Origin of the sequence: Endozoicomonas sp. ALD040, assembly GCF_049275945.1 — a bacterium.
GTDB lineage: Bacteria > Pseudomonadota > Gammaproteobacteria > Pseudomonadales > Endozoicomonadaceae > Endozoicomonas_A.
Window position 1 is genome coordinate 1,600,268 of the sequence record NZ_CP184829.1, and the last position, 14,523, is coordinate 1,614,790.

Annotated in this window: 12 protein-coding genes and 1 pseudogene; 8 read left to right on the top strand and 5 right to left on the bottom strand. The window is 50.7% G+C overall.

Annotated features, from left to right (window positions below):
* Positions 1-49 precede the first annotated feature (49 nt).
* Both ACOJUN_RS05025 and ACOJUN_RS05030 read right to left on the bottom strand, forming a co-directional pair.
* Entirely contained in the window at positions 50-1,834 is a 1,785-nt protein-coding gene (locus ACOJUN_RS05025) for an acyl-CoA dehydrogenase C-terminal domain-containing protein (protein ID WP_422135573.1), read from the bottom strand.
* Positions 1,835-2,004: 170 nt separating this feature from the next.
* Entirely contained in the window at positions 2,005-2,580 is a 576-nt protein-coding gene (locus ACOJUN_RS05030; protein ID WP_422135574.1) for a hypothetical protein, read from the bottom strand.
* A 317-nt stretch (positions 2,581-2,897) separates the two neighbouring features.
* Here ACOJUN_RS05030 and ACOJUN_RS05035 point away from each other — a divergent pair, with 317 nt between their 5' ends.
* Complete coding sequence (locus tag ACOJUN_RS05035; protein WP_422135575.1) at positions 2,898-3,158, top strand: hypothetical protein; 261 nt, start codon at positions 2,898-2,900, stop codon at positions 3,156-3,158.
* Positions 3,159-3,451: 293 nt separating this feature from the next.
* Here the strand turns inward: ACOJUN_RS05035 and ACOJUN_RS05040 are convergent.
* From ACOJUN_RS05040 to ACOJUN_RS05050, 3 genes and pseudogenes are all read right to left on the bottom strand, one after another.
* Positions 3,452-3,787, bottom strand: a pseudogene (locus ACOJUN_RS05040) (transposase); the annotation flags it as partial.
* Between the two features lie 356 nt (positions 3,788-4,143).
* Complete coding sequence (gene ltrA / locus ACOJUN_RS05045) at positions 4,144-5,451, bottom strand: group II intron reverse transcriptase/maturase (protein WP_422132384.1); 1,308 nt, start codon at positions 5,449-5,451, stop codon at positions 4,144-4,146.
* 683 nt (positions 5,452-6,134) lie between these two features.
* Entirely contained in the window at positions 6,135-7,925 is a 1,791-nt protein-coding gene (locus ACOJUN_RS05050) for an acyl-CoA dehydrogenase C-terminal domain-containing protein (RefSeq protein ID WP_422135576.1), read from the bottom strand.
* Positions 7,926-8,450: 525 nt separating this feature from the next.
* Between ACOJUN_RS05050 and ACOJUN_RS05055 the strand changes: the two genes are divergently transcribed.
* From ACOJUN_RS05055 to ACOJUN_RS05085, 7 genes are all read left to right on the top strand, one after another.
* The gene (locus ACOJUN_RS05055) at positions 8,451-9,545 is read left to right on the top strand and encodes an ankyrin repeat domain-containing protein (RefSeq protein ID WP_422135577.1); all 1,095 of its coding nucleotides are present in this window, start codon (positions 8,451-8,453) and stop codon (positions 9,543-9,545) included.
* A 188-nt stretch (positions 9,546-9,733) separates the two neighbouring features.
* Positions 9,734-10,786: an ankyrin repeat domain-containing protein gene (locus ACOJUN_RS05060; protein WP_422135578.1), complete on the top strand. Its 1,053-nt coding sequence runs from the start codon at positions 9,734-9,736 to the stop codon at positions 10,784-10,786.
* Between the two features lie 37 nt (positions 10,787-10,823).
* Positions 10,824-11,453 carry an ankyrin repeat domain-containing protein gene (locus ACOJUN_RS05065; protein ID WP_422135579.1) on the top strand — a complete coding sequence of 210 codons (630 nt, stop codon included), beginning with the start codon at positions 10,824-10,826 and terminating at the stop codon, positions 11,451-11,453.
* Positions 11,429-11,689 (top strand): ankyrin repeat domain-containing protein, encoded by a 261-nt coding sequence (locus ACOJUN_RS05070; RefSeq protein WP_422135580.1) that lies wholly within the window; start codon positions 11,429-11,431, stop codon positions 11,687-11,689. Before ACOJUN_RS05065 ends, ACOJUN_RS05070 begins: the two co-directional genes overlap by 25 nt.
* Positions 11,656-11,943 carry an ankyrin repeat domain-containing protein gene (locus tag ACOJUN_RS05075; RefSeq protein ID WP_422135581.1) on the top strand — a complete coding sequence of 96 codons (288 nt, stop codon included), beginning with the start codon at positions 11,656-11,658 and terminating at the stop codon, positions 11,941-11,943. The genes ACOJUN_RS05070 and ACOJUN_RS05075 overlap by 34 nt, the downstream gene beginning before the upstream one ends.
* Positions 11,944-12,081: 138 nt before the next feature.
* Positions 12,082-12,936 (top strand): ankyrin repeat domain-containing protein, encoded by an 855-nt coding sequence (locus ACOJUN_RS05080; protein ID WP_422135582.1) that lies wholly within the window; start codon positions 12,082-12,084, stop codon positions 12,934-12,936.
* A 199-nt stretch (positions 12,937-13,135) separates the two neighbouring features.
* The gene (locus ACOJUN_RS05085) at positions 13,136-14,419 is read left to right on the top strand and encodes an ankyrin repeat domain-containing protein (protein WP_422135583.1); all 1,284 of its coding nucleotides are present in this window, start codon (positions 13,136-13,138) and stop codon (positions 14,417-14,419) included.
* The last annotated feature ends 104 nt before the right edge of the window (positions 14,420-14,523 follow it).

A 14,523-nucleotide genomic window follows, 5' to 3' on the forward strand; every position in this document is an offset into this window, starting at 1 on the left:
GAGTGAAGAAAGGCTTTATTTATTGGTTAAATAAGGGAATTATTCGCTATCAAAATTGCTCAGCCGACAATTCATAAAGCGCTTCTGTTCCAGAAGCCGCAGAAACAAGTAAACCTTCCATTCTGGGCAATAAACGCTGGTAAAAGTATCGGGCAGTAATAATCTTTGCCCGATAAAAATCATCTTCCTGAGTGCCTGCTGACAACTTGACTTGAGCTTCTCTTGCCATCATCGCCCACATCCAGGCGTAAGCAACGTACGAGAATGCATGCAGATAATCATTACAGCTGGAGTTAATCACATTCGGATCATTGGCAGCCTGACTCAGCAGATCATCTGTCAGGGTCTCAAGTTTGACCAGAGCTGTTTCCAGAGGAGCAGTGAACTCATCGCTTTGTCCCTCAGCAATAAAGCTCCTGATATTAGCGGCAAATTGTTTGAATGAGGCACCACCATTCATAGCGATCTTGCGACCCAGCAGATCCAGTGCCTGAATGCCATTGGTACCTTCATAAATCTGGGCAATACGAACATCCCTGACCAGTTGCTCCTGGCCCCACTCACGGATGTAACCATGACCACCAAATACCTGCTGACCGGAAACACAGCTTTCAAGGCCCATATCGGTCAGGAACGCTTTCACAACGGGGGTCAACAGGCCCACCTGATCTGAAGCCTGGTTTCTTTCTGTTTCATCGGCACTGAACTTGGCGGTATCCAGCAGATTCGCTACATAGGTTGAAAAAGCTCGCCCACCCTCGTTAAGGGCTTTCATGTTAAGCAGCATTCTTCGAACATCGCCATGCACAATGATCGGATCGGCAGCCTTTTCGGGCTGTTGCGGACCGGTAGCTGCCCGGCCCTGAACTCTGTCCAGAGCATATTCGAGGGCTGACTGATAAGACATTTCACTGGTGCCCAGTCCCTGAATACCCACAAAGAGTCGCTCATAGTTCATCATGGTGAACATAGCGTTAAGACCCTTGTTAAGATCTCCCACCAGGTAACCTTTGGCGCCATCAAAGTTCATGACACAGGTGGCTGAACCCTTGATCCCCATTTTGTGCTCCAGAGAACCACAGTGAACCTGGTTTCTATCTGCCAGAGTCCCATCTTCATTCACATTTACCTTGGGTACCAGGAACATGGAAATACCTTTGGGTCCGGCAGGTGCATCGGGCAATTTGGCCAGAACCAGATAAATGATGTTTTCTGTCAGATCATGCTCACCGGCAGTAATGAAAATCTTGGTGCCGGTAATGTTGTAGGAACCGTCACCATTATCTTCCGCCCGGGTTCTGATTATACCCAGGTCTGTTCCACTGTGTGACTCAGTCAGGCACATAGCTCCCGTCCATTCGCCGGAATAGAGTCTGGGAAGATAAAGGGACTTAAGCTCTTCGCTGGCGTGGGCATCAATCGCCAGCGCAGAACCGGATGTCAGGCTCGGGTAGAGGATAAAGGCCAGGCTGGCACTGCTGAACATTTCATCAAATTGTGCACTCAGTGCTTTTGGCATCCCGATACCACCATACTCGGGATTGCCGGCGATGCCTGTCAAACCAGCTTCTGAAAACAACCGATAGGCTTCTTTATAGCCTTTCGGAGTGGTAACGCCTTCTTCACTCCAGTGGCAACCTTCCTCATCACCTTCCCGGTTGAGAGGAGCCACTGTTCTCGCAGCCAGTTTGGCACCTTCTTCCAGGAAAGCATCAGCCGTTTCACGATCAACCACTTCCTGGGTAGCAGGCCACTGACTCCATCGCTTGTCGGTGTTGAACACTTCGTACATTACAAAGCGCATATCACGGAGAGGTGCCTGATAGTCTGCCATGGGGGACACTCCTGAAATTTTAATGTTTTTAATCAGTGTCCGGTCATTTTACCCCAGAGGAACAGGGGCTAAAAGGAATGTTTTAAACTAACGTTTGAATTTTTAACTACAAAAAAACGACATCTCCAATTTGTGGTATTTTTTGATAAGGGTGGCAAACGTTCAGGGCATTAGAAACGGTAATAAAAACCCGCAGAGAAAACCACCGCCGCATAGGATAACTCAACACCAAACCCCTTATAGTCGATGTCGAGTACGGCCTGAACCAGAGGGAAGACACGGCTTAGATATTCCTTATATCCATAGACAATCCCTGCGCGATACCCTGCCTCTATATCAAAGGCTCCATATTTTTGTTGGTACAGAGTTCGCTGCACACCTCCAGACCAGACTCTGTCACAGTGGGTATTAATGAGAGTTGCGCCGTAATAGCCTTTATAGGAGAAAGCGATCAGCTTATTGTTGCTTTCCTGATCATCACCACCCTCAAGATGAAAGGTCCACATGCCCAGGTAGAGATGATCTCTGGAAGGACGACCCCAAATTTGATCGACCCAATCTGTCTCCTTGTTAAAACTGTCATAAGGCAAAGAAGTGTCTGCAGTGACTGAAACGAGTTCTTCTTTCCCATGCGAGCCCTCATCCCTGATCTGCAAGTTTTTAAGGTCTGTGTCAACAGCCAATAGAATGTCTGTCGGCTCTAACCATTGCAAATGCCCCTGATGAGCCCGAAGCTCGTAGTTCATTTCATTATTTTCAGCCGCTTGCACTTTCAAGCCGCAGGGTATCAAAAGAAGAAATATCTGTAAGAAAGAATTAATGGATTGCTTAAAAAAGCCCGATAAGGGATTTATTAGTGTTTTCTGCTTGCTCATCGCCTCGCCTAATACAGCTCCGGTTAGGTACTTATATCTCCACGGACTTTGAAAAAGGACCAATGCCGTGTTTTTTATAGACCAGCGTTGGAGGTTAGGCAAAAAACATTAGACTCAAAACAGTGTCTGGAAAAAATCACCAGACTGCATTTTTATTAAATAACTGCGCATATTTCAAAGGAATGTTTATGCGGTATTTTATAACCCTGATCAGCATGATGCTGAAAATCACATGGCAGCCAGACTGGATGCAGGATCAGCTGCCCGATAACCGTCACTTTTATCGTCGAACCTTGACTGGCTCTTATCGAGCCAAGAAAAAGATTGTCAAAAACATCTGGATCGCAGCCGGACTGTTAATGCTGATTAATCCGGTTATACACATTGTGATGCTAATCGCTCTTCCCGTTACCCTCCTCAGTTTTGTTATTCTCGATGAAACTTCCTAGGAGCCTATATGGTCCGCCCCGTTTTGCAAGAGCCTGTTTTGTTAATTAGCAAACAAAGATAACTGCAATCATATATACGGCCTATTCATGAGGTCTAACCCTCTGGCCCTGATGGGTATCCGCGCAACCTGGCCTTATCAGTCCGACGGCCTCAAGGGCCAAGACTCCTATCAGGTTTCAGGTTGCCGGTTTTTACCTGTTTGCCATCAACTGTACATGCTCATCGCAATCTGCGGGGGGGTTCCCCTTTGATTAAGCTTATGCTTTACTTTGCCGCTGCCGCCTTTACCTCATTATGCAGCCTTGTAAACTTCATTTCGGGTCATGATGACCCAGACAATCCGAGCCATTTTATTAGCCAGACCAACGGCGGCAACGTTGTGATTGCTGCGCTCATTAAGTTGGCTAACCCATTTTTTACAGCGGTCATCCTTATTTTTGAGGCAGTGGAGTACCGAACGTGCGCCGTGTATCAATAATGTGCGCAGGTATTTATCACCCCGTTTACTGATGCCCAGCAGGACTGACTTACCGCCTGTGGAATGCTGTCTTGGAACTAATCCCAACCATGCGGCAAGGTGTCGACCAGATTTAAAATACGTCGCATCACCAACGGCTGCCTTCAATGCTAGGTGAAAGTTGTTCTTGCCAATATCGATACCAAGTGCTGAAATAGTCATGGGTGGTTCGCTCCGGTTAATCCTGTTTAAATGGTTAACTCCATTTTGGCTCATTTGAAGCCGTTTAGGAGGGGCGGACCATCCCGTTAGACCGAGAATAGACTGCCCTACACGGCAACTGCTCCTGCGTTGCTCTAGCTCCTGCATCCATGCAGTCGTGCGGCGGCAGCAAATTGGTCTGTAAATCCGCTTTTGTTCGTCAAATAGCTCGCTATTCACCGGGTAGAAGGAGCTACCAATTGTAGCTCCAACCCCCTCAGATCCCGGCGTGCGGATTTCCCGCACCGGGCTCTTCGATATTTGACTCACAGCACAGCCATGGATTTCATTGCCATAAAAGGCAGCATTATCCTCGGTTTCTGTAGCGGCAGAAGCTGCTTGAGGTTATGGTACTTTTCCCATGGAATCTTGCCTTTCCGGCATCGGCTACACAGCATCTTGTACCAGTAGCGGTCAACAAACCGGTAAAGCTTCTCCATACTTCGGAAGTTTCCTCCCAGACCGTAATACGCATAATGCCCTCTCAACCGTCGATTGATCGCTGTCACTTGTTCGTGCAGCGGTTCATGGCGTATTCGTCTCAGCAGTTCCTTCAGTTTGGCTATGCTGCGTCTTAGGCGGGATTTTTCCGTTCTCCTTCCCACCATGAAGTTTCCTTTCAGATTCCTTGTGCAGTAGTGCGTAAAGCCAAGGAAGTAAACCGTTTCCGGTCGTCTTCCCCCACGACTGGCAAAACGTCCGAACCTGACTAACCGGGTTTTATCCCGCTCCAGTTTCAACGCAAACTTCTCCAGTCGCTGTGGCAGCACATTCATGAACCGCTCCGCATCACTGCGATACTGAAAACACACCACAAAGTCATCAATGTACCTGATCAGCCATGCCTCGCCTTTTAGCCGAGGCTTGACCATGCACTCGAACCAGAGGTCAAGTACATAATGCAGGTACAGGTTGCTCAGAACTACGCTGATCGGCCCACCCTGAGGCGTACCTTCTTCACACTCTTGCAACTCCCCGGCCTCCATCACCCCGGCTTTCAACCAGCGCCGTATAAGGTTCAGGATTCTGGGATCACCGACCCGGTGTTCCACAAAACGAAGCAGCCATCCATGGTCAAGACTCCCAAAGAAGTTCTTCAAGTCCGCTTCCAGCACCCAGCTGACCTTTCGGCCTGAAACCACCTCGTTAAAAGTGGACAGGGCATGGTGCGCTCCCAGTCGTGGCCTGCCACCCATGGAACAGGGCAAAAAGTCCTGCTCATAAATAGCATTCAGCACATCAGCAACACTTCGCTGCAAAGCCCGGTCATTGATGCAGGGAACACCCAGAGGGCGCTTTTCCTTTTTTCCCGGCTTGGGTATCCATGCCCTTTTGACCGGCGGTGCCTTGTAGCCTTGCCGATGGATAGACGTCAGTGTCTGTTCCAACCACCGCTTAAAGTCTTTCTTTGTCTCTTCGACAGTCAGCCCATCGACTCCGGGCGATGTGTTGTGTGGAATCTTGTTCAGATTCATACACAGGCTCGCCGGGGTAATATGATGTGCCAGACTTGTAAAGCGAAGTTTCGGATAACTCCGGGCTTTCGCTGCTACCCTCTCCAGTCCCGTTGCCATGGCTGGTTTACCTTCTCACTGCGTAAAAGACCGTAACTCCCTCAGATGTGGAGCCCATGTTTCCCTGGAAAGGCTCAAATACCGCCAGCCGCTTCCCCATGTGACGGGCTCTCCCCGCCTCGGAGTACTATCAGCTGGTCTGACTTCCTGAACGTCATCAAGTCGTTCTTGCTTTACAGGCTCGTCGGACCCTACAGGCTCCGCCTGAACGTTCAGGATCTCCCTTGTTCACGTAAAATCATTCGATAACATGCCGTGGGTACGAACCCCGGAAGCAGTCGGGATGCCTTGTCATTAGCGGAGCTCCCGACTTCCGCTTTCCCCATTGAGAAAGAAGGTCAGCTACTTCAACCACGTTCAATTTCGGGGCTAATTATCCCTTAGCAGACGTTACGGCCTGTTATCACCCTGTCTACGCTTCGCAGTAGTCGTTACCTTCTACCACGCAAGACTCGGTACACGGCTGCCGACCACAGCTTTACCGCGATGACCATTTCAGGTCACAAGATTTTACGCGCTTGCAAGGCGCAATCCTCACAAAACCGAATTTTCATCCTCAATTTTCTGCCGTCCTCGCTACGGGGTCGCCTAGACGGGCGCTATTCTCGGTCAGGCTCCTAGTGTTCAGACATAAAAAAAGGGGCTGCCGAAGCAACCCCCTGTCAGAAAACTCTTATCCGGGATTAGAGTTCACCGAAATCTTCCTCAGCCATATCCAGCAGATTCGCTGTGCCTGACAACATGGCAGATTTGTGAGCCTGTGTTCTTGGCAGGATACGTTCAAAGTAGAAACGTGCAGTCTGAATCTTGGCTTTGTAGAAGCCTTCTTCAGTTGTACCTTCAGCCAGCTTCTCCTTGGCCAGGCGAGCCATATCAGCCCACATATAAGCCAGAGTCGCATAACCGGAATACATCAGGAAGTCGACGGAAGCCGCACCCACTTCATCAGGATTTTCCATCGCCTTCAGGCCCAGCTGCATGGTGAGATCGCCCCACTCCTTGTTCAAGGCAGCCAGTGGCTCAACAAAGGCTTTCAGGTCTTCGTTTTCAGCGTGAGCTTTACAGAACTTGTGAATTTCCTTGGTAAATGGCTTCATGGTTTCACCACCGCTCTGGAAGATTTTTCTTCCCAGCAGGTCCAGTGCCTGGATACCGGTAGTTCCTTCGTACAGCATGGAGATACGGCAGTCACGAACGTTCTGCTCCATACCCCATTCACTGATATAACCGTGGCCACCGTAGCACTGAAGTGCGTGGTTGGCGGACTCAAAACCGGTTTCGGTCAGGAAAGCCTTGACGATAGGTGTCAGGAAGCCCAGTTCCTTATCAGCCTGTTCACGCACTGCTTCATCAGGACTGTGCAGCAGATCTGCTTTCTTGGCTGTGTAGTAAAGAAGGGCACGATTGCCTTCGGTTAAGGATTTGATGGTCAGCAGCATCCGACGTACGTCAGGGTGCACAATAATTGGGTCAGCCGGACCTTCAGTGTTCTTGGCACCGCTCAGGGAGCGCATTTGCAGACGTTCGCGGGCGTAGCGCAGAGCACCCTGAAAGGCGATTTCACCGTGGGACAGGCCCTGAATACCCGTACCCAGGCGGGCAGTATTCATGAAGGTGAACATGCATTGCAGACCACGGTTTTCCGGACCAATCAGGAAGCCGGTTGCTTCGTCAAAGTTCATGACACAGGTGGCGTTACCGTGAATCCCCATCTTGTGCTCGATGGAACCACAACTTACGCCATTGCTCTCACCGTGCTTGCCAGGCAGATATTTGGGAACGATAAACAGCGAGATTCCTTTGGTACCTTTTGGAGCACCCGGCAGACGCGCCAGAACGATGTGGACAATATTGTCTGCCATGTCGTGTTCACCGGCAGAAATAAAGATCTTGGTACCTGAAATTTTATAAGTACCATCAGCGGCAGGCTCGGCTTTGGTTCGCAGCATACCCAAGTCAGAACCGCAGTGAGGCTCGGTCAGACACATGGTACCTGTCCATTCACCGGATACCAGCTTGGTCAGGTAAGCTTGCTTCTGTTCTTCAGTACCATGGGCTTCCAAAGTATTCATGGCACCATGACTGAGTCCGGGATACATGCCCCAGGCCCAGTTGGCTTCTCCCATCAGTTCGCTGAGAACCAGACCCAGAGAGTAAGGCAGACCCTGGCCACCGTATTCTGGATCACTGGACAGTGAAGGCCAGCCGCCTTCAACGTATTGCAGGTAAGCCTCTTTAAAACCGTCTGGTGTTTTTACACCGTCCTCGGACCAGGTGCAGCCTTGCTCATCACCGACCTGATTCAAAGGGGCCAGAACCTGTTCACAGAACTTGGCACCTTCTTCAAGGATGGCGTCTACCATATCAGGGCTAGCTTCTTCTCCGCCGGGGAGACTGGCGTAATGTTCCTGATATCCCAGGAGCTCGTCACGAACGAACCGGATATCGCGCAGGGGGGCCTTATAGTCTGGCATAACGGTACCTCTGGGTTGTCTTATATTTATTCATGAAACAGATTGCAAAAGTATAGCAACAGTTTCAAACAGTCGTTTGAAAGTTACGTTCGCTTACAGTAAATGTCAACTATTGTTCATGTTCCTTTCAGTTTGCTCGGTTGATTTTCATGGTCGAGAGCTATGATGCAGCGCCTGTGGTGAATGAGGTCAGTGGTATATCTTATGCGGATGATTTTTTTCTTGATCGAGCGCTTTTTAAGCCTGTTTTGCGGGGTATTTGGATCAGGTGAAGCAATCATCGGCAGAAAAAATTAATGTCGATGCCATTGTGAATAATGGTATCACTGCTTTGATGCTGGCATGCGAGAACGGAAAAAAACGTTGTGTTATCCAGTAACCACGGCCTTCAGGTGTTCCCATCTTCTGAGTTTTTGAAATTGGTGACTATTTCGTCACTACAAACTTTGATTGCCATATATATGAACTACCATAGTTTCTTTGTACCTAACCCGGACCACCTAGTGGACCTAATGGCCAACAAAGATGCTCTACTTAAGTGTTGCATTGCTCGCTACCCTCTCCCTGTGGACAGTGAAGGCTGATCACTGTCCTATTTGTCTGGCTCACTTCCATGGCCGAAGTGCAGCGCCCGTGGTCGTCAAAACCCAATGTTGTGGCCAACTCTTCGATCTGGACTGTATTTCGAAGTCTTTTGTTGGACAGCCCATCGGCTCGCGACAGTGCGCGATGTGTCGGCAAGACCCGATGCCTGTGGTGAATCAGAACACCAATGAATCTCACCCGGATACATTTTTCCCCGATCAGGGGTTTTATCTTGCCTGTTCTATCGGGGATCTGGGTCAGGTGGAGAGGTCAGTGGCAGAAGGCGTTAATGTTAATGCTGTTATGACTAATGGTCTCACTGCCTTGATGTTGGCATCCCGCTGGAGGCACGCTGAAGTCGCAGAACGCCTGATCAATTCCGGGGCAAACGTCAACACTGCCTGGCATGGGGATGGCACCACCTCGCTGTTCCTGGCTGCTATGAATGGCTTTACCGACTGCGTAAAAATACTGATCAACGCCGGGGCGGATCTCGACATCCCCCGGACTTCGGATGGCGCCACTCCACTGTTCGCCGCTGCTATGAGAGGCAATACCGACTGCGTGAAACTTCTGATCAACGCCGGGGCGGATCTCAACGCCGGGGCGGATCTCAGCGCCGGGGCGGATCTCAACGCCCGAACCAAGACTGACACCACACCACTCTTCGCGGCTGCACAAGAAAATAACACCGACTGCGTAAAACTCCTGATCAACGCCGGGGCGGATATCAACATCCCTCGGACTTGGGATGGCTCCACCCCACTGTTGGCCGCTGCTGTGAAAGGCAATACCGACTGCTTGGAACTCCTGATCAATGCCGAGGCGGATCTCAACGCACAAACTGAGGATGGGCTCACCGCACTGTTCATGGCTGCTCAACAAAATAACATCAATTGCGTGAAGCTCCTGATTAAAGCCGGGGCGAATCTCAACATCCCTCGGATTTCGGATGGCATCACCTCACTGTCCATCGCAATCGCGATGGGCAATACCGAGTGTGCGCTAGCCCTTATCAAGGCTGGAGCAAAGTAGGGAACTGAGGCAAGGAAGGGAGCGAAAAAAAGGCGTTGTGTTATCCGGTAACCGCAGCTTTCAGGTGTTCCCATCTTCTGAGCTTTTGAGGTAGGCGATTATTTAGTCACAGCAAACTTTTATAGCCATAAAAATAAACTACCATAATTTCTTTGTACCCAACCCTCACTACTTCTTGGCCAGTACAGATGTTCTACCTATGGATGACATTGATCGCTGCCCTCTCCTCATGGACACTAAAGGCCGATCAATGTGCTATTTGTCTGGCTAACTTCCATAACCGTAATGAAGTGCCTGTGGTCGTCAAAACCGCATGTTGCGGCCAACTCTTCGATCTGGACTGTGTTTCGAGGTGTTTTGTTGATCAGCCCATCGGCTCACGCCGTTGCGCGATGTGTCGGCAAAACCCGATGCCTGTGTTAAATCAAAACACCAGTGAATCTCTCCCTGATACATTTTTCCCCGATCTGACGTTTTATAGCGCCTGCTCCAATGGGGATCTGGATCAGGTGGAAAGGTCACTGGCAGAAGGCGTCAATGTCAATGCCGTCGTGACTAATGGTTTCACCGCCTTGATGTTCGCATCCTATTATGGGCAAATGAACGTCGTCGAGCGCCTGATCAACGCCGGGGCGGACGTCAACATCGCCCGGAATGAGGATGGCGCCACCCCGCTATTCATAGCTGCCCAGACAGGCAACACCGGCTGCCTGAAAATCCTGATTGAAGCCGAAGCAGATCTCAACGCCCGGACTAAGAATGGCGCCACCCCGCTGTTCACCGCTGCACAAGAAAATAACATCGACTGCGTGAAACGCCTGATCAACGCCGGGGCTGATCTCAACGCCGCCCGGACCGAGGATGGCGCCACCCCGTTGTCCGCCGCAGCACAGATGGGCAATACCTATTGCGTGAAAGCCCTGATCAACGCCGGGGCGGATCTCAACACCCCGACCAAGACGGGCGCCACCCCGCTGTTCTTCGCAGCGCAGGAAAATAAAACCGACTGCCTGCAAGCCCTGATCGAAGCCAAGGCAGATCTCAACGCACGAACTGAGCGTGGGGTCACCGCACTGTTCATCACTGCCCAAGAAAGTAACACCGACTGCGTACAACTCCTGCTCAACGCCGGGGCAGATCTCAACGCCCAGACCAAGACTGGCGCCACCCCGCTGTCCATCGCAACAGAGATGGGCAATACAGAATGTGCGCAAGCCCTTATCAAGGCTGGAGCAAAGTAGAGAACTGAGGCAAGGAAGGCAGTGAAAGAAAGGCGTTGTGTTATCCAGTAACCACGGTTTTGCTTATGAATATCAACACTCCCCCCCTTTCCCCATGGGTACTGACGCCAGCTCGAAGGACGATGTTTGTGCTATTTGTTTGGAACATTTCCACGGCCACGATGTGGCGCCAGTAGACGCCGACGAAACCAAATGTCTAACCCATTGTGGCCACACATTCCATCTGCGCTGTCTTACGAGTCAATATTTTAGAAAACCTATCGGCTCACGCCAGTGCGCAATGTGTCGGCAAAACCCAATGCCTGTGGAGAAAGAGAAAACCAGTGAATCTCTCCCGGATAAGTTTTTCCCCGATGAGACGTTTTACGATGCCTGTTATCAAGGGGACTACGATCAGGTGGATAAGTCACTGGCAGACGGAGTCAATATCAATGCCGTTATGAAATATGGTGTCACTGCCTTGATGCTGGGATCCTTCAGTGGGAACAGGGCAGTCGTCGAACGCCAGCTCAACGCCGGGGCGAAGGTCAACTTTGCCCGGACTGAGGATGGTGCCACACCGCTTTTCATGGCGGCCATGATGGGCAATACCGAGAAGGTGCGACTCCTGATTGCTACAAGGCAGATCCCAACGCCGCCTTGTTGGATGGCACCCCCTCACTGTTAATCGCAGCCATGAAGGGCTATAAAGAGTGCGTAGAAATTCTGATCGAAAACGGAGCGGCTCTCGACACCGCCAGGGCTCAGGACGGCTTCAACCCACTGTTAGCCGCAGTCTGGGGAGGCAATACCGATTGCGCGGAAACCCTGATCAAACACGGGGCCGATCTCAACACCCCCAGGACTAAAGATGGCACCCCCCGCTGTACATGGCAGCTCAGGAGGGCAATACCCAGTGCGTGAATCTCCTGCTCAACGCTGGTGCGAATCCCAACACTGCCTTACCAACTGGTGCCACTCCGTTGTTCATCGCAGCCCTGAAGGGCAATGTCGAGTGCCTGAAAATCCTGCTCAACTTTGGAGCAGATCTCAAAGCCGCCAGATATAGGGATGGCGCGACTGCATTGTCCATCGCAATTGAGAAGGGCAACAACGACTGCACAGAAGCCCTTGTTGAGGCCGAGAAAGCAAATGAAGGGTACTGCGTTATCTTGTAAACACGGCTTTAAGGTGTTCCCATCTTCTGAGCTTTTGAGATGGGTGATTATTTGGTCACAGCAAACGGTGATAGCCATACAAATGAACTACGATACTCCCTTCGAACCTAACCCTTACTACTCACTTGGCTAGCACAGATGTTCTTCTTATGTATGGCGTTGCTCGCTGCCTTCTTCCCGACGACACTGGGGGCCGACATATGTCCTGTTTGTCTGGCTCCCTTCCATGGCCGAAGTGAAGAGCCTGTGGTCGTGACAACCCAATGTTGTGGCCAACGCTTCGATCTGGACTGTATTTCGAAATGTTTTTCTGAACAGCCCATCGGCTCACGCCGTTGCGCGACGTGTCGGCAAAACCCGATGCCTTTGGTGAATCAGAACACCAATGAAACTCTCCCGGATACATTTTTCCCCAATCAGACGTTTTATCTTGCCTGCTTATCTGGGGATCTGGATCAGGTGGAGAGGTCGCTGGCAGAAGGAGTCAATGTCAATGCCGCTATGACTAATGATTTTACGGCATTGATGTTGGCATCCACTATAGGAGACACAGACCTCGTCGAACGCCTGATCATTGCCGGGGCGAACGTCAACACTGTCCTTTCGAGTGGCACCAATGCAATGCTCATGGCTGCTTACTTGGGTAATAGCGACTGCGTGAAACACCTGATCAACGCCGGGGCAGATCTCAACGTCGCCAGAACGTCGGATGGCGCCACACCACTTTCCGTCGCAGCCTGGAAAGGCAGTACCGAATGCGTGAAAGCACTGATCGAAGCCAAGGCAGACCTCAACCTCCCCAGGACTGATGGCGCCACCCCGCTTCACGTCGCAGCCCGCAGAGGTAATCACGGTTGCTTGGAAATCCTGATCAACGCCGGGGCGGACCTCAACGCCGCCAGAACTTCGGATGGCTCCACCCCGCTGTCCATCGCAACCGAGATGGGCAATAGCGAGTGTGCGCAAGCCCTTATCAAGGCTGGAGCAAAGTAAGGAACTGAGGCAAGGAAGGAAGCAAAAAAAGGCGTTGTTTTATCCGGTAACCGCAGCTCTCAGGTGTTGCCATCTTCTGAGCTTTTGAGATGGGTGATTATTTAGTCACAGCAAACTTTATAGTCATAAAATTGAACTATCGTGCTTTTTTTGTATCTAAATCTGTATAGCTTCTTAAAAAAACACAGAGGTTTTACTTATGAATATCAATACTCACTCCCCTTTCCTCATGGGTACTGACGTAAGTTCGAAGGACGATGTCTGTGCTATTTGTCTGGAAAATTTCCATGGCCACGATATGGCGCCAGTGGACGCCGACGAAACCGAATGTCTAACCCATTGTGGCCACACATTCCATCTGGTCTGTCTTACGAGTCAGTATTTTACAAAACCTATCGGCTCACGCGAGTGCGCAATGTGTCGGCAAGACCCGATGCCTGTGGTGGGTAAGAAAATCGGTAAATCTTACCCGGATAAATTTTTCCCCGACGAGACGTTTTACGATGCCTGTCTTCAAGGGGATTACGATCAGGTGGATAAGTCACTGGCAGAGGGGGTCAATATCAATGCCGTTATGAAATATGGTCTCACTGCCTTGATGCTGGGATCCTGTAGTGGGAACAGCGCAGTCGTCGAACGCCAGCTCAAAGCTGGGGCAAAGGTCGGCGCTACCAGAACTGAGGATGGTGCCACCGCGCTTATTATTGCAGTCCTGGAGGGCAATACCGAGTGTGCGCAACTCCTGATCGACAAAGGGGCGGATCTCAAAGGCATCCCTCCACTGCTCATCGAAGTCCTCAAGGGCAATACCGAAAAGGTGCGAATCATGATTGCCGATGGGGCAGACCCCAACACCGACTTGTGGGGCACCACCCCAGTGTTTACCGCAGCACTGAAGGGCAATACCAAGTGTTTACAACTTCTGATTGAAAAAGGGGCGGCTTTTGACACTGCCAGAGCTTCGGATGGCTTCACTCCACTGTCCATCGCAGTCTGGAAAGGCAAAACCGATTGCGCGGAAATCCTGATCAAAGCCGGGGCGGATTTAAACGTCCGGACTAACGGTGGCTATAACATGTTGTTTCTCGCTGCCCAAGAAAATAACACCGGGTGCGTGAAACTCCTGATCAAACACGGGGTGGATCTCAACGCCGCCGGGACTTCAGAGGGCACCACCCCGCTCTACATGGCAGCTCAAGAGGGCAATACCCAGTGCGTGAAACTCCTGCTCAACGCCGGTGCGAATCCCAACACTGCCTTGCCAGAGGGTGTCACTCCACTGTTCATCTCAGCCGAGAAGGGCAATGTCGAGTGCCTGAAACTCCTGCTCAACTTTGGAGCAGATCTCAAAGCCGCCAGATATACGGATGGCGCAACTGCATTATCCATCGCAACTGAGAAGGGCAACAACGACTGCGCAGAAGCCCTTGCCAAGGCCGAGGCAGCAAAGAGAGCAAATGAAGGGTACTGCGTTATCCTGTAACCACGGCTTTCAAGTGTTCCTGTCTTCTGAGCTTTTGAGATAGGTGATTATTTAGTCACAGCAAACTTTTGTAGCCATAAAAATAAACTACCATAATTTCTTTG

Excerpts from the sequence above, each read along its gene's own strand:
- ACOJUN_RS05025 (WP_422135573.1), bottom strand. The coding sequence starts at position 1,834 with ATGGCAGACTATCAGGCACCTCTCCGTGATATGCGCTTTGTAATGTAC.
- ACOJUN_RS05030 (WP_422135574.1), bottom strand. The coding sequence starts at position 2,580 with ATGAACTACGAGCTTCGGGCTCATCAGGGGCATTTGCAATGGTTAGAG.
- ACOJUN_RS05035 (WP_422135575.1), top strand. The coding sequence starts at position 2,898 with ATGCGGTATTTTATAACCCTGATCAGCATGATGCTGAAAATCACATGG.
- ltrA (WP_422132384.1), bottom strand. The coding sequence starts at position 5,451 with ATGGCAACGGGACTGGAGAGGGTAGCAGCGAAAGCCCGGAGTTATCCG.
- ACOJUN_RS05050 (WP_422135576.1), bottom strand. The coding sequence starts at position 7,925 with ATGCCAGACTATAAGGCCCCCCTGCGCGATATCCGGTTCGTTCGTGAC.
- ACOJUN_RS05055 (WP_422135577.1), top strand. The coding sequence starts at position 8,451 with ATGCTCTACTTAAGTGTTGCATTGCTCGCTACCCTCTCCCTGTGGACA.
- ACOJUN_RS05060 (WP_422135578.1), top strand. The coding sequence starts at position 9,734 with ATGTTCTACCTATGGATGACATTGATCGCTGCCCTCTCCTCATGGACA.
- ACOJUN_RS05075 (WP_422135581.1), top strand. The coding sequence starts at position 11,656 with ATGGCAGCTCAGGAGGGCAATACCCAGTGCGTGAATCTCCTGCTCAAC.
- ACOJUN_RS05080 (WP_422135582.1), top strand. The coding sequence starts at position 12,082 with ATGTTCTTCTTATGTATGGCGTTGCTCGCTGCCTTCTTCCCGACGACA.
- ACOJUN_RS05085 (WP_422135583.1), top strand. The coding sequence starts at position 13,136 with ATGAATATCAATACTCACTCCCCTTTCCTCATGGGTACTGACGTAAGT.